General features: G+C 47.4%; 17 protein-coding genes and 1 pseudogene. 9 read left to right on the forward strand and 9 right to left on the reverse strand.

All coding sequences use genetic code 11. The annotated features are described in order from the left end of the window. Positions 1-302 precede the first annotated feature (302 nt). Together mfd and NWAT_RS07350 are read left to right on the forward strand one after the other, a co-directional pair. Entirely contained in the window at positions 303-3,779 is a 3,477-nt protein-coding gene (mfd, locus tag NWAT_RS07345) for a transcription-repair coupling factor (RefSeq protein ID WP_013220487.1), read from the forward strand. 24 nt (positions 3,780-3,803) lie between these two features. Continuing rightward, complete coding sequence (locus NWAT_RS07350) at positions 3,804-4,193, forward strand: hypothetical protein (RefSeq protein ID WP_232420237.1); 390 nt, start codon at positions 3,804-3,806, stop codon at positions 4,191-4,193. 10 nt (positions 4,194-4,203) lie between these two features. Here the strand turns inward: NWAT_RS07350 and NWAT_RS07355 are convergent, their stop codons facing one another. Together NWAT_RS07355 and NWAT_RS07360 are read right to left on the reverse strand one after the other, a co-directional pair. Beyond that, a complete protein-coding gene (locus NWAT_RS07355) occupies positions 4,204-4,617 on the reverse strand; it encodes a TrkA C-terminal domain-containing protein (protein WP_232420238.1) in 414 nt (137 codons plus the stop codon). A 13-nt stretch (positions 4,618-4,630) separates the two neighbouring features. Continuing rightward, positions 4,631-5,011, reverse strand: coding sequence for a potassium transporter TrkG (locus tag NWAT_RS07360; protein ID WP_041350570.1), 381 nt, complete (start codon positions 5,009-5,011; stop codon positions 4,631-4,633). Between the two features lie 199 nt (positions 5,012-5,210). On the opposite strand from NWAT_RS07360, the gene NWAT_RS17335 reads away from it, so the two are divergent. Beyond that, entirely contained in the window at positions 5,211-5,402 is a 192-nt protein-coding gene (locus NWAT_RS17335) for a hypothetical protein (protein ID WP_049772954.1), read from the forward strand. Between the two features lie 381 nt (positions 5,403-5,783). Here the strand turns inward: NWAT_RS17335 and NWAT_RS07370 are convergent, their stop codons facing one another. Then, positions 5,784-6,323 (reverse strand): hypothetical protein, encoded by a 540-nt coding sequence (locus tag NWAT_RS07370; RefSeq protein ID WP_013220489.1) that lies wholly within the window; start codon positions 6,321-6,323, stop codon positions 5,784-5,786. A 385-nt stretch (positions 6,324-6,708) separates the two neighbouring features. On the opposite strand from NWAT_RS07370, the gene yhbY reads away from it, so the two are divergent. Next, positions 6,709-6,999 (forward strand): ribosome assembly RNA-binding protein YhbY, encoded by a 291-nt coding sequence (yhbY, locus tag NWAT_RS07375; RefSeq protein WP_013220490.1) that lies wholly within the window; start codon positions 6,709-6,711, stop codon positions 6,997-6,999. 76 nt (positions 7,000-7,075) lie between these two features. Here yhbY and NWAT_RS07380 read toward each other — a convergent pair whose 3' ends face one another. Genes NWAT_RS07380 through NWAT_RS07390 form a run of 3 tightly spaced genes read right to left on the reverse strand, consistent with a single transcriptional unit; the run spans position 7,076 to position 10,622 of the window. After that, positions 7,076-8,443: a YhjD/YihY/BrkB family envelope integrity protein gene (locus NWAT_RS07380; protein WP_013220491.1), complete on the reverse strand. Its 1,368-nt coding sequence runs from the start codon at positions 8,441-8,443 to the stop codon at positions 7,076-7,078. Between the two features lie 18 nt (positions 8,444-8,461). After that, on the reverse strand, positions 8,462-9,232 hold the full coding sequence (locus NWAT_RS07385; RefSeq protein WP_013220492.1) for a slipin family protein: 771 nt from the start codon (positions 9,230-9,232) through the stop codon (positions 8,462-8,464). Beyond that, positions 9,225-10,622: an NfeD family protein gene (locus tag NWAT_RS07390; protein WP_013220493.1), complete on the reverse strand. Its 1,398-nt coding sequence runs from the start codon at positions 10,620-10,622 to the stop codon at positions 9,225-9,227. The genes NWAT_RS07385 and NWAT_RS07390 overlap by 8 nt, the downstream gene beginning before the upstream one ends. Before the next feature lie 66 nt (positions 10,623-10,688). Here NWAT_RS07390 and thiS point away from each other — a divergent pair. Together thiS and NWAT_RS07395 are read left to right on the forward strand one after the other, a co-directional pair. Then, a pseudogene (gene thiS / locus NWAT_RS17340) lies at positions 10,689-10,886 on the forward strand (sulfur carrier protein ThiS); the annotation flags it as partial. A gap of 57 nt (positions 10,887-10,943) precedes the next feature. Then, positions 10,944-11,732 (forward strand): thiazole synthase, encoded by a 789-nt coding sequence (locus NWAT_RS07395; RefSeq protein ID WP_232420252.1) that lies wholly within the window; start codon positions 10,944-10,946, stop codon positions 11,730-11,732. A 70-nt stretch (positions 11,733-11,802) separates the two neighbouring features. On the opposite strand, the gene NWAT_RS07400 is transcribed toward NWAT_RS07395, so the two are convergent. The 3 genes from NWAT_RS07400 to NWAT_RS07410 all read right to left on the reverse strand — a co-directional run bounded on the left by NWAT_RS07400 (position 11,803) and on the right by NWAT_RS07410 (position 14,012). Then, positions 11,803-12,465: a response regulator transcription factor gene (locus NWAT_RS07400; protein WP_013220495.1), complete on the reverse strand. Its 663-nt coding sequence runs from the start codon at positions 12,463-12,465 to the stop codon at positions 11,803-11,805. A 162-nt stretch (positions 12,466-12,627) separates the two neighbouring features. Further along, on the reverse strand, positions 12,628-13,383 hold the full coding sequence (locus tag NWAT_RS07405) for a Crp/Fnr family transcriptional regulator (RefSeq protein ID WP_013220496.1): 756 nt from the start codon (positions 13,381-13,383) through the stop codon (positions 12,628-12,630). Between the two features lie 263 nt (positions 13,384-13,646). After that, positions 13,647-14,012, reverse strand: coding sequence for a hypothetical protein (locus NWAT_RS07410; RefSeq protein WP_157679836.1), 366 nt, complete (start codon positions 14,010-14,012; stop codon positions 13,647-13,649). A gap of 228 nt (positions 14,013-14,240) precedes the next feature. On the opposite strand from NWAT_RS07410, the gene fumC reads away from it, so the two are divergent. The 3 genes from fumC (at position 14,241) to NWAT_RS07425 (ending at position 18,524) form a co-directional block, all read left to right on the forward strand. Next, positions 14,241-15,647, forward strand: coding sequence for a class II fumarate hydratase (fumC, locus tag NWAT_RS07415; RefSeq protein WP_013220498.1), 1,407 nt, complete (start codon positions 14,241-14,243; stop codon positions 15,645-15,647). A gap of 339 nt (positions 15,648-15,986) precedes the next feature. Further along, positions 15,987-17,657, forward strand: a complete 1,671-nt coding sequence (locus NWAT_RS07420) for a SulP family inorganic anion transporter (RefSeq protein WP_013220499.1) — start codon at positions 15,987-15,989, stop codon at positions 17,655-17,657. Between the two features lie 108 nt (positions 17,658-17,765). Continuing rightward, entirely contained in the window at positions 17,766-18,524 is a 759-nt protein-coding gene (locus NWAT_RS07425; protein ID WP_013220500.1) for a DUF2490 domain-containing protein, read from the forward strand. The last annotated feature ends 18 nt before the right edge of the window (positions 18,525-18,542 follow it).

Consider the following 18,542-nt stretch of genomic DNA (forward strand, 5'->3'; position numbering starts at 1 on the left):
GGGGAAAGTGTAGAGACTTAACGGCTCCTACCTAAATCATTTTGATTAGTGATAAGGTAAAGATAAAGTCCAGACCACAAATGTACTTGTTTTATTAGCAAGTGCAGCAGCGAAAGCTGTAGCGGGTAAGAAAATCCCTTGGGGGAAACCCCGTGCCGGTTCGATTCCGGCCCCGGGCACCATATATGATATGGTAGTATATATTTTTATTTGGGAGAGATATAATATATATGACTATCTCATGACGAAGAAGTAGATAACTGTTAAAATCTAGCAATTTTTACAAATTTGCCAGAAATTTTATGCCCTCCGCTTTAACCTTTGCTTCTCTAATACCCGCCTTACCCCACCGGGCTGGCGATCATCACCATTTTGGGCAACTCTACGGAAGCAGTTTCGGCCTGGTATTAGCGGCCTCCGCCTACCATCATCCGGGTCCCATTTTGATTATTACGCCAGATACGATCACAGCGAACCGGTTGGAGGATGAACTCCGCTTTTATCGCAGTAACCAGGAAGATAGCCCCATCCTCCATTTTCCGGACTGGGAAACTCTACCCTACGACACCTTCTCTCCCCATCAAGATATTCTCTCCGAACGATTAGCCACTCTTTATCAATTACCTCGCTTAGAACGCGGCATATTGATTGTTCCAGTATCCACCTTGATGCAACGGCTTGCACCTCAAGAATATCTAGAAACCCATAGCTTGCTACTGGCAATTGGTGATCGCCTTCATCTAGAAAATTGGCGTAAGCAGCTAGAAAAGGGAGGATATCGTTGCGTCTCCCAGGTAATGGAGCACGGTGAGTTTACCATTCGGGGCTCCCTCATCGACTTGTTCCCCATGGGTAGCACAGTACCCTATCGAATCGATCTCCTTGACGATGAAGTGGATAGTCTCCGCAGTTTCGATCCGGAAACCCAGCGCTCTCTGCAATCGGTAGCGCAGATCCAGCTATTGCCTGCCCGCGAATTTCCCCTGGTAGAAGAGGCGATTGCCCGATTCCGAAAGAACTATCGAGGCACTTTTAACGGCGATCCCCAACGTAGCTTGATTTACCGAGAGGTAAGCGAAGGGCACCCTCTTCCAGGAATAGAATATTACCTGCCGCTTTTTTTTGACCATACTGATACTCTATTCGACTACCTTCCTGAAAATACACTGGCTGTCACTTTGGAGGGCGTCAACACCGCAGCTGACAGTTTTTGGAGAGAGATTAATGATCGCTATGAACAGTACTGCCACGATATAGAACGCCCTCTCCTACCCCCCCCAAAACTCTATCTCCAAGCTGGAGAGGTCTTTGGAGCTCTTAAACACCTACCCCGAATCAGTCTACGATCCTCAAAATTAGAGGAAAAACCCGGTTATCAGAATTTTGCTACTGAAACTCCGCCCCCGCTTATGCTCAATGCCCGTACTCCCCAGCCACTGGAAACTCTTAACCAATTTATAGAAAGCTTTACAGGACGAATTTTATTTACCGCCGAAACCGCTGGGCGCCGGGAAACTTTGCGAGATTTGTTCAAAGATAACGGAATTTGGCCTCATTTTTTTGACAACTGGGAGACTTTTCTGCAGGCTGAGGAACGCCTTGGTATTACCGTAGCACCCTTACAACATGGCTTGCTGCTCGGCGAACCGCGGATCGCCGTGGTTGCCGAGTCTCAATTATTTGGTCAACAAGCCATGCAGTACCGCCGCCGCCAGGAGCGTACTCGTGATGCGGATGCGGTAGTCCGGGATTTAGTAGAACTCTCCATGGGTGCTCCAGTAGTCCATGAGGAACACGGCGTAGGCCGCTATTTAGGTCTGCAAACCCTAGAAGTTGGAAAAGTTCGCACCGAATTTATGGCGTTGGAGTACGCAGAAGGGGATAAACTCTATGTCCCCGTCTCTTCCCTCCACCTAATTAGCCGCTATACCGGCGCCACTCCTGAGGCGGCACCTCTGCATAAACTTGGCTCCAGCCATTGGGAACGAGCTAAGCATAAGGCCCGGGAACGAGTTCGAGATGTGGCCGCCGAACTGCTAGCTATCTATGCTCAGCGGGCAGCTCGAAAAAAACCGCCCCTGCCGACCCCAGACTCTCACTATGCTGCCTTCGCTCGCGCCTTTCCCTTTGAGGAAACGCCAGACCAAGCGGATGCTATCCAAGCGGTGATTGCCGATCTGACTTCAGATCAACCCATGGACCGTCTCGTCTGCGGAGATGTAGGTTTTGGCAAAACTGAGGTGGCGATGCGAGCGGCCTTCATCGTTTCTCAAGCAGGCAAGCAGGTGGCGGTGCTAGTACCTACCACACTTTTGGCTCAGCAGCATTATCAAAGCTTTAAAGACCGGTTTGCTGATTGGCCAGCGCGGGTAGAAGTGATATCTCGATTTAGCTCCCGTAAGGAACAAGAAGCTGTGATCAATCGTATTGCGGATGGCCGAGCAGATATCGTGATCGGCACCCATAAGCTGCTGCAGGAAAACATCCATTTTAAGAATCTTGGACTAGTGATCATCGATGAAGAACACCGCTTTGGAGTCCGGCAGAAAGAGCGCATGAAGGCTCTGCGAGCTGAAGTAGACATTCTCACCCTAACTGCAACCCCCATTCCTCGAACGCTCCATATGTCTCTGTCCAATCTCAGGGATCTTTCCATTATTGCCACGCCACCGGCGCGGCGTCTAGCCATTAAAACTTTTGTACGACAATGGAATGACAACCTTCTCCGGGAAGCGTTATTGCGGGAAATCAAACGAGGGGGGCAAGTCTATTTTCTTCATAATGAAGTAGAAAGCATTAATAAAATGGCTCAACGGATTCAAGCCCTTTTCCCTGAAGCCAAAGTGGGCATTGCCCATGGCCAGATGCGGGAGCGGGAACTAGAACAGACGATGCTAAATTTTTATCACCGGCGTTTTAATATCCTGGTTTGCACTACTATTATCGAAACTGGGATTGATATTCCTAGCGCCAATACTATTATTATCCACCGAGCCGATAAACTGGGATTAGCTCAACTGTATCAACTCCGGGGACGGGTGGGACGCTCTCACCATCGAGCTTATGCCTATCTGATTGTCCCTCCCCGCTCGGTCATGACCGCAGATGCGGTCAAACGCCTAGAGGCCATCGAGTCCTTAGAAGAACTAGGCGCTGGTTTTACCTTAGCCAGCCATGATATGGAAATCCGGGGGGCGGGAGAACTGTTGGGTAAAGATCAAAGTGGGCAAATGCAAGAAATCGGCTTTGATCTTTACAACGATCTGCTAGAGCGGGCGGTCAATAGCTTGAAATCCGGGCAAGCCTTGGATTTAGAGCAACCACCGGCACAGGGTCCAGAAGTCGATCTCCATGCTCCTGCTCTGATCCCAGAAGATTACCTCCCCGATGTCCATACCCGGTTAGTGCTCTATAAGCGGATCGCCGCCGCTAAGGACCATCAAGCACTGAGAGAACTTCAGGTAGAGATGATTGATCGCTTCGGCCTATTGCCAGAAGCCACTAAGACGCTATTTGCTACCCACAAACTTCGCTTAAACGCAAATGAAATGGGCATTCGCAAGATCGAAGCAAGTTCCCAAGGCGGTCGGATTCACTTTCAACCAGAACCTAAGGTGGATCCTATGGTTATCATTGATTTAATTCAAAAACAGCCTAGCATTTACAAACTAGATGGCCAGGAAAAATTCCGCTTTATCCAAAAACTACCTGATACCCAAGCACGCTTAGAGGCCCTAGAAAAATTACTCAAGCTATTACTCATGAAAAAAGCGGCCTAGAAATACTAAAACGAGGCTCTCTAGTTGAACCATACAACAATGATGCTTGTTATTTGCGCCAACATTTTAATCATTGGCTGTACCTACCCATTGTCTCCCAAGTCTACTGGACAGCTTGCTTATGTGGCTGGAAGCTTGGACTTCCGAAATGTAATGTTCAGTAACGTCTTTATCATTGCTGTTGATGGCCAACGCTTAAAGTTTTGGCAAAATAAAGTAGCTGTCCCCCCTGGCTCTCATCGTTTTACAGTGGGATACCGCTACCGAGATCCAGGCGATCATCCCACTCAAAAAACCACGGTTGCTTTTGCTGCCGTAGCCGGTAACAATTATCGGCTGGAGTACTATTATGGAAAAATCCTAGTCAGAAATATGGATAATTATAACATTATTGCCCAACAGCAACTTCCCTAATTCTAAACATCTAGGAAATTGATTGCCGCCGCTGCGGAGTCCAACGCTCTTCCAATTTGGCTAGATTCTGCCGATGCATGATAATCACTACTTCATCCTTAGCTTTCAATTGAGTCTCAGCGTCGGGAATAAGAAATTCGTTGTTTCTATACACACAAATCACTCGGCTTTTTTCAGGCAAATCGAGTGCTTCAATAGCGCCTTCATCCTCCTCTCCAACGGCAAATGAAAATACCCGAGCCACATCCCGGATCATGGTAGAAAGTTCCAAGGGATTCCTGCCATCAAACCTATCTGCCAAATAGCGTCCAATGGTTCGATCCGGGATAATCGTATCATCCAACCCCAATTCAATGCACAGGTGCTCCAGTTCCGGATCTTCTATCTTGGTGACTACCCGGCGGAAACCCAATGACCGCCCCATTAAATTCGCCTGATCATTTTTCCTCTGCCTGCAAAATTCTTCCTGCTAGCTTGGGCTTATGTACGGCTTGAGGAGGAAGAGCAGAGCGCTGTATAAGCAATTGCACCAAACGCAGAAAAATCAATAGCCGCAATATCTTGATACCACCAGCAGTAGAGCCGACTCCCCCGCCTATACCCATCATACCTATTAACAGTAATTTCGAACTAGAATCAAGTTCAGCAACTTCCAGCGAGCTAAAACCGGCTGTGGTCTGGGCAGAAAATCCCAACAACAATCCCTGGGAAGCACTCTCCATCCACGGTAAAACTAGCGATGAATAAAGAAGCCATGCAAGCACCCCACTGAAGGCTCGTAACTCCGTATCAAAAATATATAATTCCCGTTTTCCCAATAGCTTGGCAGGATAGAATTGGGTATCATTGAAAGATCTGCTTACTTTTGGCTTTTACCCCGCATCTACCAGCAGTGTTTCTTATGAAATGGAAGACAACTATTGAGTAGGAGGTACATCCCTGGATGAAGGAACTTCGGCCCTCAGCTACGCTGTCCATGGCCGTGTAGTTGCCAAGTACTTGGGTCAGTTACTCGCTATGGTTGCGATTCTGACCTTGGCTCCTTTGGGGGCATCGATTGTCTTTTATGAATACGATCTAAGCATTCGTTACCTTGCCGTTGTCTTTGTTTTAAGTTTTTTTGCTATTCCTTTGGCGCGATTATCCGTGCCTGTCCAAGTGCAGATCAACGAAGCTTTAGTAGTCTCGTTGCCCTTGCTTTTATCCTAGCACCGTTAGCGATGAACTTTGCCCTCATGGGCGAGGACCTCTTTTTTTTGGATGCTTTTTTTGAAGCTGTGTCCGCGATTACGACCACAGGGTTATCCACTTTAGCAAGCGTTGAGGATAAATCCCAAACTTTTCTGTGGCTCTAAATTATGCACTCTCTGCCATTTCCACGGGTGGATTTTCTCCTTCAGATAAGAGTTTGCTGGGTTTGAGTACCGGTTTTGCCCCTTGGGCAATCATCTTACTGGCGTTGGCTGGGGCCATTCCCTTGCCGCTTTACTATCTTATTTACCACTTCGGCTGGCGCCAAGCCTAAGAAACACTGCTGGTAGATGCGGGGTAAAAGCCAAAAGTAAGCAGATCTTTCAATGATACCCAATTCTATCCTGCCAAGCTAGAGGCCAACTTCCCTCCCAGAAAACCCACAACCGCTAAATGCCCTGCCGCTAACGCGAAGGCACTCATGAAGCCCCAGGATAAAGCATACCTCAGTAAGGTAGTATTCATAAGTAACCTCCACAGCAGAACTGGAAAGGTCAAAAAACTAAGCAACCCATCCATACGCTCCTCAGAAACAGGAAGCGGTAAATCACTTAGAAGAAACAACAGAAATAAATCAACAAGACTCACCGCAATACCGGCACAGGCCAATGCCGTCACAGTTCTCAGTATTCGATCACCACGTTTAAGCAATAGCAAGGGCACACTTGCCATTAAAACCAGTAAAACGGCATCGAATACCCCCAAAAATCCCGCGGCTACTACTGAATAGTCAAAGGTTGCTACCCATAGCCGACACAAAACATAAAAAATTAAACTACCCACTAAGAGCGGCAGCGAAGAAGGCAATTTTTGCGGTCCAGCCTCTAGCTGGAATATGGCATATAATGTCTTGGTAAAGTTAATCACATTTGAGAACATCTGCAGCCTACCTTTAGAGGCACCCCAAGGTGCAATTTGTTACTTTTCGAGGCGGCAATAGCGCTTTTCCGCCAATTACCCAGCTCCTAGCAGCTATAGAACAATACCTATTAAGCTTAATTTCGCCACCACAAAACTAATACAAACTATAGCGCAATAACCGCCTCCCTTCCACACCACCTCGCTAACAATATTGACCTTAAATATCAGAAATAATAGCTAGTTGGTCACTATCCAATCCACGCCGAAGAAACCAACCATGAGTACTGCTCATCAACGAGCTTATGGAATGCCAAATCCAAAGTCCGTATTGGTTCCATCATTAAATTAGCCGTATACTGTCTTCACCAAGAACTGCCTAAAAGTGTTGCTAAAGACAGCTAATATGTCCCTTACTAAACATCAAACGCGATATTTACGCACGCTAGCCCACTCTCTAAAGCCCGTAGTCATCGTCGGCCAAAGCGGAGTAACAACAGCTGTGCTAGATGAAATTGCAAGCTCATTAGAACACCATGAACTGATTAAAATAAAAATGCACGACGCAGAGCGAGAAGAGAGGCCAGCAATGGTGAAGTCTATTCTCCAGGTCACGCAAGCAGAGCTAGTGCAAGTTATCGGTAGGATAGGCATATTTTACCGACGCGGGGAGAAAGCCCGAATAACTCTACCCTGAAGCTATTATACTTCGCTAAATTGACCCATCGTATCCACAAATATACCTGCAATAGCCTCCTGGAAAGCGCCACTTATTAGATAAAATCAGCGCTGGACTCCGTGCTAGCCTCCCGTTTATCCCCTATTAAATCTTTTAAGGTAGCCCCTTTCATCGCTTGATCTAAAGCCTGCTCAATTTTTTCCATTATCCCATCCACCGCAGGCGATTTAAGGGAAATCGATTCAAGGGGAAATTTTTGTTCTTCGGCCTGCCGAATGATAGCTAGCACTTTTCGTACGGTAACGGTAGCCGGATCTTTGCTCAGCAAATAACCTGGAGGTTCAGCACCAGTTGCTGTTACAAGGCGAGCGCGCTTCAAAGATTCTATAATGTCCTCGATTAAATAACTAGGCAGGCTAAAATGCTTAGCTAAATTCTCTAGCGTAGGCGGAGGGCAGCCTTGATGGAATGCTTCTCCTACCCGCGCGAGGATAAGTAACCCTACCCGCTCTTTAAGGCGATTGCTTAAGAGCAGGGGATCTTGCTGCGCCAAGCCTATCATGCGAGGATTTTGGTGATAATAAGCCACCTGGGCCCCCACTAAAAGAACAAGCCAACTAATATAAAGCCAAATCATAAAGAGAATCACGATGGCAAAACTGGAATAAATGGCATCGTATTTAGTCGAAGTGGTGACAAAAAAAGCGAAAAGAATTCCGATGGTCTCCCATAATATTCCGGCCACCGCTCCCCCTACCAAAGCGCTTCCTAGTCTCACTTTAGTATTAGGGAGAAAGAGATAAATAAAGGTAAAGCCAGCAATCACTAATAGGTAAGGCAGTAATTTGCTCATCACCACCAGCGTTTTACCCAAAAGCTCAAAATCCAAGAGAGTCTGAATAAAACTGGTTTGCATCACCGAGGCAGTCGCTCCCACTGCCGAAAAGACCAGCACGGGTCCAATTAGGAGTACACTTAGGTAATCGCTAAAACGGCGTGCAAAGGGACGCTCCGCCTTAATCCGCCAGACATGATTAAAAGCGCCTTCAACTTTCTGGATAAGAGAAATAACTGTATAAAAAAGCAGCCCTACACCCACCGATCCCAACACCCCCACCTTTAAGTTTTCTACATACTGGATAATTTTAGTGGTAATTTCTTCGCCCCGTGGTCCTAAAGGCAGTAAAAAATGATGTAACACTGGCTCTATTTCATTGTGGATACCAAAAGCCTTGAGTACGGAAAAACTGACCGCCAGTAACGGTGCTAGAGAAAGCAGCGTCGTATAAACTAAGCTGGTTGCCTGCAAAGTGAGATCACCCTTAAAAAATTCCCGCGACACCGCATATACAAACTTCGCTTTTTGCCGTAAAAAAGCTCGCCAACGATCTTCCCCTCTCCTTTCAGGAGATCGCAACGCCTGCTTCAGGCGCACTTTGGTTTTTTGCCACAAAGTTGCCATCAATAATCTCTTTTACACTTATTCTCCCGTTGTATGTTGCCGTTTAGCAACAGCTTCCAGTAACGGCGTAATCAGTTCAAGAGGTAGAGGAAAAACAATGGTGGAACTTTGTTGGTTAGAAATATCTTTAAGAGTCTGTAGATAGCGTAGCTGGATTGCCCTTGGATCCGCCGATAAAATTTGAGCAGCTTCCAGCAACCTGCCGGCGGCTTGTTTCTCTCCCTCCGCATTGATAACCTTGGCCCGCCGAGAACGCTCGGCTTCAGCCTGCTGAGCGATAGCGCGAATCATGCTTTCATCCAGATCCACGTGCTTGATTTCCACATTGGAAACCTTGACTCCCCAGACATCCGTTTGTTCATCCAAAATTTCCTGGATATCGTTATTGAGCTTATCCCGCTCCGTCAGCATTTCATCTAAATCATGCTGACCTAATACCGAACGTAATGTAGTCTGGGCTAATTGGCTAATAGCCTGATGATAATCTTCTACCTGGATAATAGATTTCTCGGGATCCACTGCGCGAAAGTAAACGACTGCGTTAACTTTCACGGACACGTTGTCTTTGGAGATTACATCTTGGCTAGGAACATCCAATACCACAATTCGTAAAGATACCTTGACCATCTGCTGAATACCGGGAATAAGAAGAATAAGACCGGGACCCTTAACCTTCCAAAACCGCCCTAGCATAAAAACCACACCCCGTTCATATTCCCGGAGAATGCGGATAGATAGGACCAGAAAAGCGACGGTAATCGCCAGCACATATAAAAACGTCTCAATCATGAAGATCCTCCTCCAACTCTGGCTTGACCGTTAACGTTAATCCCTCCAATTCCGTCACCCGTACCCGCTGTCCCAATGTAGTCGGCTCCCTTGCCTGAGCCGACCACAATTCACCATGGATGCGCACGGTCATTTTATCTCTCGCTACAGCCGTCACTTTTCCCACCGCACCCAGCATTTGTTCCCGGCCACTCACTACCGGCCGTTGCTGGGAACGGGCCGCCAAGAGCAAAACCATATAGAGAAAACCGGCACTGCTTACCGCAGCGGCTACGATTAAGGACCAGGAAATCTGATAACCTGGCGCTTCGACATCCAATAAAATGACCGAACCCATCACAAAAGCAATACCTCCCCCTATTCCCAAGGCGCCAAAGCTAGGTACAAATACTTCAGCAGCCATAAACGTAATTCCCAATAACATCAGCGCCAGGCCCGCTGAGCTGATAGGTAAAACCTGAAAGGCATAAAGCGCCAGCAACAAAGAAATCGTTCCTACTACTCCCGGCAAAATAAAACCTGGATTAGCCATCTCGAAAATTAACCCATAGATACCCACTAACATTAAAATATAGGCTATATTAGGGTGAGCTATCATCGCTAATAAGCGATCCCGCCAGTTAGGCTCAACCGGGATAATCGTCATATCGGTAGTTTGCAAGGTTATTTCGCCGCCTACCACCTTGACGTTACGTCCGTCGAGACGCTTAAGTAAAGTAGGAATATCTTGAGCTATGAGATCAATAACTTCCATCTCTAACGCTTCTTGAGCCGATAAGCTAGCAGCCTCCCGCACCGCTTTCTCTGCCCATCGCTCATTACGGCCTCGCTGCACGGCCAACCCTTTGATATAAGCCACCGCATCATTAATCGCCTTACGGGCTAAGGTATCTTTAGGGGGAGTGCCGGCTTCCTCACCCTCCCCTGGGGGGGTTGCTTCTCCCGGCGGCTGGCTGCCCATAGGGAGATGCACGGGAGTTGCCGCTCCTAGGTTGGTAGCAGGCGCCATGGCAGCAATATGACTGGCATACATAATATAAGTACCCGCACTGGCTGCCCGGGCCCCGCTGGGGGCTACATAACCTACCACGGGTACTGGCGAGGCCAAAACATCCTGGATAATCTCTCGCATGGCCGTATCTAACCCGCCTGGAGTATCCATCCGCAAAATAATCAGCGCCGCTCCTTCAGTGTTGCTTTTTGCCATGGTTCGCTGGATATAATCGCTGGTTGCTGGCCCGATAACGCCTCGAACATCCAACAGGAGAGCAGTTCCCGCCAGGTTCTGATTTTGCTGTGCTGGAACCGCCCCCCCCAAAAAGAGGCAAACGAGAGATCCTAATATCCAAAAATACCACTTACTAGTAAACACAAAAAAGAAGGGCTCCATTAAGAAATAAATGAATGACTATGTTTTAATAGTAGACAACCTTAGTCCTTAGTTATGTCACGCACAATGGAAATTTTATTAAACGGTAAAATTCATCAAGTACCAGAAAACTGCTTGATATCAGACCTCATCGCTCTACTGGAACTCCAGGGAAAACGGCTTGCCGTGGAAGTCAATCAGGAAATCGTATCCCGCAGCGAATATACGCAACAGCCACTTCAATCTGGCGATAAAGTGGAGATCGTCTACGCTATCGGTGGCGGTTCAGATCTTGGCGCTACCGCTAATCCCTTAACACAAAATGCTAAAATGGAAGAGATAATGAGCGCATTGGATACTCCCTTAATGGTTGCGGGCAAAACCTACCATTCCCGACTCCTGGTAGGCACGGGTAAATACCGGGATCTGGAAGAAACTCAGAACGCTATCCAGGCTAGCGGTGCGAAGATCGTCACCATTGCTATTCGCCGAAGTAATATTGGGCAAAATCCGGGAGAACCTAACCTACTCGATGTTATACCGCCAGATCGTTATACACTTTTGCCCAATACCGCCGGCTGCTACAATGCCAAAGAAGCGGTACGCACCTGCCGCTTGGCCCGAGAACTGCTAGATGGCCACAACTTGGTAAAGCTGGAAGTCCTAGGAGATGAAAAAACCCTATTCCCCGATCTGGTAGAAACCTATCAAGCCACTGAAGTGCTTATCAAGGAAGACTTTCAAGTGATGGTCTATACCAACGACGATCCCATTGCCGCTAAACGCCTGGAAGAGATGGGCTGTGTTGCGGTCATGCCCCTAGCGGCACCCATTGGCTCCGGGCTAGGCATTCGAAATCCCTATAATATCCTTGAAATTGTCCAAAACGCCACCGTGCCTATCCTAGTGGATGCGGGCGTTGGCACTGCTTCCGATGCGGCGGCAGCCATGGAGCTAGGCTGCGATGGAGTACTCATGAATACCGCTATTGCCGGGGCTCAAAATCCTATTTTGATGGCTTCGGCAATGAAAAAAGCCGTGGAGGCGGGCCGTAGCGCCTACCTAGCCGGGCGTATCCCTCGGAAACGCTATGCTAGCGCCTCTTCTCCCCTTGAGGGCACCTTCTTTTAGTCCCCTTCCCCTCTGCAATCTATGTTATTGTTAAGCAGAGGGGAATAAGTATCCTGATATGCCGAGAAGTTTAGGTTGCTAGAGTAGCTGCTCCAGGAGACTGGAGATAGTAGTAAACCCCCCTACGATCAGCCATCCTTACTAAGTCTATGAGTTCAGGTAAGTTTTTTACCTTGAGTTTTTGCATTATGCTATGACGGTGAGCTTCCACCGTCTTCATGCTGATCTCAAGATCAAAGGCAATCACCTTATTAAGCCTCCCCTCAAGCACTAAATCAAGAATCTGCTTCTCTCGGAGTGTTAAGCTTGTTAAGCACCTGTGCGCGGTTTCAACTTGTTTTTGCTGTCTCCAAAGAGCAAGCGCCTGGTTCGCTGCTTTATAAATAGTATTCAATATTATTTGCTCTTTAGCTGGTTTTTCCAAAACATCGATAGCCCCCTGCTTAAGGGCCTGTACCGCATAAGTAATTTCGCCTGCCTCCACCATCAGAATTATGGGTATCCTGGAACCCAGTGCTTGCAACCGCCGTTGTAGAGCCAATCCATTTATTCCCTGAAGAGAAAATTCTAATAGCACACACCCCAGTTTTTTCCAGCAATTGCTATCTAAAAAGGATTTAGCCGACTCAAATTTTTCTATCGCTAGCCCTGTGGAATAAACTGGATTAACTAGTTTGTTATACAGGCTTTTGTTGATTCCTACCATAAATACTGCTGGTTTTTCCGACTGCATGATCAGCTAGCATTTCCTTCAGTAAAAAGAACATGCTATCAGGCTGGTAGCAGCTTAACATTGATCGTTATCAATTCATGAATCGTGATAGATTAGGTGGGTTTGCTATATGGCAGAGATATAATATATATGTTAAATAAAAAATCCAAGAATTTAAGTATATTACAAGGAAGCTTCAGCTAGCCGCCGCAATTGCGTTTTATCAAATCGATAGGTTTCCGCACCTATTTCTGGCAGCCGCTGGAGGAGGTTCTGACGCTTCCATTGGGCCATCACCCGGCTGATACTTTCCGGAGTAACGCCTAGGACAGCCGCCAATTCCCGTCCAGGCAATAGTCGCGCTGTATTGATTTCCTCTCCCGAATTCCACACCGAAAGATAAATAACCAATCGCGCTAGTCGGCTACGAACAGTACCTGTTGAAAATTGCACAATCCACGTCTCCGCCTGACGAAGTTGATCATGCCATTCTTCCATCAGGGGTGTGCAGAGGTCGGGTACTTTCTCCTCTACTGTTCTAATCACGGATAATGGAATCTGGCATACCTCAGCGGGCTCTATAGCAACCACTGAATGATCGAAATGGGGGTTGGTTAGCAACTCAAGACCAAAACTCTCCCCATTCCTAAAAAGTTGCACGATTCGATACTCTCCCCCTTGGCTATAGCGTACAGCTTTAAATATTCCCGCACGGACCGAAAAAATATGCTGTCCTTTATCACCCGCCCTACAAGCAGTCTCTCCAGCATCAAATCGACAAATTTCAATAGGTGACAATACCTGTGCCAACCAGGCGATCATCTCCGGGTCGGTTTGGGATTTAACAAGTTTATAGATGGGACAAGCAAGGCAGCGCTCCCGTCCCGGCCAATTTTCGTCGGTACACCGGGACGGCTCCCTTTTTGAGGTTTTAGGCATTATGATTCCTGAATCCAGAGAAACCCATCAAGCTAGATAACAGCTTATTACTTATTATTAAGGTTCAATTATAAAATACGGCGTAAAAAGCCCGTCATTTCTTTTATTTTGCTATGGTAATCGGAAGCGTTGACATCTTGGTAAGATCCGTTACGGTCATCTGATAAAGCTGAGATAGAATGCGAAAAGCCTCTAAATCCCAATTCCTTGCCTGCTCACCCTTCTCTACTATTCCTAAAATAGAATACCAGTAATTCTGGAATTTAATAGTGAATGCCCCATTGGGTGGGCGCTCCAAAGACTCCACTATTGCTAATGTTTGGGTGGGATACGGTGGGATTCTCCGCAATACTCGTACCGAGACTGAGGGTATATAAATTAGCTTGCTCGGCGAGCGCGGTGGGGTTTGAAAAAAACTGCGTTCCAATCCCAGCATTGGAACGGAAATCAAAAGTAGCAGCCACATTAGTAACGCTTGTAAAATGAGATGCTAGATGGTGGCGGGCTCTGGCAATGTTTAAAAGCAAAAGCTCCGCTTCGAGTCTGCTCACCGTTTGGTCATACTCCATAACTGCCCGGTGCATAGCGACAGGCGACAAACAGCTTGTTAAACCAAAACTAAGACTCATTGCGAAACCTATTCGCTTTTTACGTAAAAGTGGCTGAAGTACTTTAATACGATGATGATTCATAACTCCTTCATTCTTCCTTTTCCCGGCATATACTAACCCCCGTAAGCTGTTCTACTAATAACAGCACCCATTGTTCTAACATGACACTCATTACCCCTTTTTAACGGTAGCCCCTTATATTTTTTACCAACTAGAGAACATAGGACAATCCTCAAGGAGCATCCCATGAACACAACCCAACCCAACCAACGTATTGAAACCGATAGCATGGGCGAAATCGAGGTACCCGCCGATCGCTACTGGGGCGCTCAAACCCAGCGCTCGCTAATCTATTTTTCCATTGGCCAAGATCTTATCCCTCAGGAAGTCATAGAAGCCTTTGGGCACCTTAAAAAGGCTGCTGCCCTCGCCAATTCGGAGCTAGGTAAACTGCCGGAAGAAAAGGCTCAACTCATCGCCCAAGCCGCCACGGAAGTTGCGGACGGCAAGCTCAACGATCATTTTCCACTGCGGGTTTGGATGACGGGAAGCGGTACCCAAGCCAACATGAATATCAATGAAGTTATCGCTAACCGGGCCATTGAACTTGCTGGCGGAGTTAAGGGCAGCAAGGATCCTATCCATCCCAACGATCACGTTAACTTATCCCAATCCTCCAATGACACTTTTCCTTCGGCAATGCATATTGCCTCGGCCAAAGCCATTCAAACCCGGTTACTTCCTGAGGTGCAAAAGCTGCGCGATGCCCTTCACATAAAAGCGGAGGAATTTAAAGAAATCGTTAAAATTGGGCGCACCCACCTACAAGATGCCGTTCCCTTAACGCTGGGGCAAGAGTTCTCCGGCTACGTAGCTCAGCTCGATGACGGCTGCAAGCGAATCGAAACTGCCCTACCTGGACTCTACGAACTAGCTATCGGTGGAACCGCGGTAGGCACCGGCCTTAATGCGCCGCCTCAATTTTCTGAACGGGTGAGCGCTTATCTCAATAAATTTACTGGACTTCCTTTTATTCCCGCAGCTAATAAGTTTGCTGCCCTAGCGGCCCACGATGGCATGGTAATGGCCAGCGGAACTCTGCGGGTACTAGCCTGCTCCCTCATGAAAATCGCCAATGATATCCGCTGGTTGGGGTCAGGGCCTCGCTGTGGATTGGGCGAGCTGCTATTACCGGCCAACGAGCCTGGTTCTTCCATCATGCCTGGAAAAGTCAACCCCACCCAGTGCGAAGCCATGACCATGGTTGCCGCGCAAGTCATGGGTAATGACACCGCCATCGGGATCGCTGGCTCCCAGGGTAATTTTGAACTTAATGTGTTTAAACCCATGCTGGTCTTCAACCTGCTCCATTCGGTCACGCTGCTAGCGGACAGTTGCCATAACTTTACCTGCTTCTTGGTAGAAGGGCTCCAAGCAAACCGAAGCCGGATTGCCCACTACGTGGAACAATCTCTTATGTTAGTGACGGCTTTAACGCCAGAGCTCGGCTATGACCAAGCAGCCAAAGTCGCCCATTACGCCCTAGAAAAAGACATGTCCCTTAAACAAGCCTGCTTAGAGTTAAAAGTGCTATCAGCCGAGAAGTTTGACGCCATTGTACAACCCAGCAAGCTAGCCCATCCCTTTAGGTAGGCGTTTCTGATTAAATGGTTTAAATCCACCGCTTAAATGGTTTAAATAAACTAATTTTATAACTTTATAGCTATTAGTAATCCGGTTTTATCACCTTATTTCTTTTAAGTATTTAATAGGTTATCTCCTCTCTCGTGTAGATGGCACAGAAATCGCATTAAGGGTAGAGGTTTTCGTAGCACTAGGATAACAATTTGCTTTTACAGACCCTGGTACTGGCTTTTTCCATTACGTTTTTATCCAGGGAGCAAAGACAGCAAGGGCATAAAAAGCAGTCCACACCCATGCTAAGTATTACTTAAACAAACACCTTAAAAAAAGACGAGGGATCATAAGAAAATGGCACAGCACGCTGACACCCTTGGGGCTCCCAAAAAAGGCTTTGCCGGCTTGAAGGAAAATTTTGCTGCCGATTTAAGGGCGGGGCTAAGTATTTCTCTCATTGCCTTGCCCTTGAGTCTGGGAATCGCCTTAGCTTCTGGCTTTCCAGCCTTTGCCGGCCTCATCGCAGCTATTGTAGGCGGCATGCTCGTTTCCCGCATCAGTGGCTCTTATGTCACCATTAATGGGCCAGCAGCCGGGCTAATTGTAGCCAATCTGGCAGCTATCCAAAGCCTCGGCCAAGGGGATATTCACGCTGGCTACCTTTATGCTATCGCCGCGGTCTTTGTAGCCGGCATCATGGTTTTTATTATTGGCGCCGCCGGGGCAGGAAAACTTGTGGATGTCTCCCCCAGTTCGGTGATTCATGGCATGTTAACCTACATTGGGGTGGTTATCATGGCCAAAATGTTTTTCCCAATGGTGGGGGTCATTCCTGAAGTCCATCCAATTCTAGGCTCCAACGTGGTTGGCACAATAGCTGCCATTCCTCAAGGTTTTACCGATATGCTGCCCCCCGTGGCCATTATAGGATTTGTTTCCTTGCTCATCATGGCCCTCCACCCCTTGATCAAGATCAAATGGGTGCAATTAATCCCAAGCCCGGTATGGGTGCTGATATTTGCCATCCCCGCAGGCGCGCTCTTTGATCTGGAAACATTGCAGCAACAGCTCAACCGTCCAGAAGGAAAAGAGCTGCTGCTAGCCTTACCGAGCAACCCCTTGGATGCCATTGCCTGGATCGGCCCAATTACCCCGGACTTCGGTAAAATCCTAACCTGGGCTTTTTGGTACGCTGCTCTCACCATCGCCCTTATCACAGCCATTGAATCCGGTCTTAGCGCCAAAGCGGTGGATCAACTCGACCCCTATCATCGGCACTCGGATATCGGCAAGGACATCCGCGCAGTGGGTATAGGGAGCGCCGTTTCCGGCATTCTCGGCGGCTTGCCTATGATCGCTGAAATTGTTCGTAGCAAAGCCAACGTCCTGATGGGGGCAAGAACAGGCTGGGCCAATTTCTTCCATGGCACCTTTATCCTGATTTTTGTTTTTGCATTGTCTCCAGTCATGCAAATGATCCCAGTCGCCTCGCTCTCCGCAATGATGGTCTTCGTGGGATATAAGCTGGCTGCTCCTAGCGAATTTGCTGGTATCTTTAAAATTGGTCGGGATCAGTTTCTCTATTTCATACTCACTTTGCTTGTTTGCATTTTCACTAACCTGCTTGTGGGCGTTTTTGCGGGCATCATTTTCAAATTCATTTACCAAGCCGTGGTAATGAGAGCGCCAACTTCCACCCTTTTCAAAGCGGATTTAACTATCGACCATAGAGATGAAAGTGTCGAAGGCGAAGGTGAGGGTGAAGGCGAATACCAAATCAAAGTAAAAAAAGGCGCGACCTTCACCAATTTTCTCTCCTTTAAACGCCGGCTCAATCAACTACCAAAGGGGAAGAAAATCATTGTTGACTTTTCTGATGCTAAAGTAGTGGATTTCACCACGCAAACGGCGCTCCAGCACCACGCTAAACTCTACCAGGAGACCGGGGGATCCATTGAGGTTGTGGGGCTTGAAAAACTCAAGGCCTACTCGAAACATCCTCAATCAACCCGCTATCGGCGCTAGACTGCTAGCATGAACGCTAGGGGGAGGCTTAAGCCTAAGCTACTAGCCTCCCCTTTTTAGCGTGAAGAGAAAAAAGTTGACCTTCTTTCTATTAAGGAGAATTACTTAGTGAAAATAAAAATACTGAAAACCCAGCTTGTTTTTGTTCTTATTTCGTTCCTTACAATCATGCCAGCCCTAGCGGATACCGATAATATCTTCGGCAGTTGGACTTCGGTGACTCTCCAGGGTGACTTTGGCTTTATCTCTCCTGAAGGCAAAGATTTCCGATGGATAGTTATCGATCAGGCTCGGACCCGGGACGATAAGGATCTTAACCCTAGCCGTTATCCTGGCGATAATGGATTTTCACCCCGCTTTTCCGAAAACCTCGTTTGGATACAGGGCGGTTACAATTTAACGGAGCACTCTAGCATTTGGCTAGGCTATACTCATGATTGGATAAAACCGCTGAACGGAGCCCATCTTCAGGAAAGTCGTCCTTATCAAGACTATCTATGGAGCGATAAGGTATTTGGTAATTTCACCGCCATGACTCGAACCCGTTTGGAAGAGCGGGTCGCCATTTCTGGACAAAACAGCGGAGAAGTGGGTATTCGCATACGCCAGCTTGCCATGCTGAAACATCCCATCCCTAACGTCAAAGACCTGTCTGTATACGTAGGAGATGAGGTACTCGCCTATTTAAATGAAAACAAATTTGGTCCAGAAGGGTTTAGCGAAAATCGGGCCTTTGGCGGATTATCCTATCAGTTAACCCAAGAGGTAGGGTTGATGCTGGGCTACCTGGGTCAATATCTTAAGAACCCAGGCGGCAATGATCTCTTCACCCATAATGTCCAATTTGACATTAATTATAAATTCTAAGAACAGAATCATCAAAAC

The sequence above is a fragment of the Nitrosococcus watsonii C-113 genome, assembly GCF_000143085.1.
Classification (GTDB): Bacteria; Pseudomonadota; Gammaproteobacteria; order Nitrosococcales; family Nitrosococcaceae; genus Nitrosococcus; species Nitrosococcus watsonii.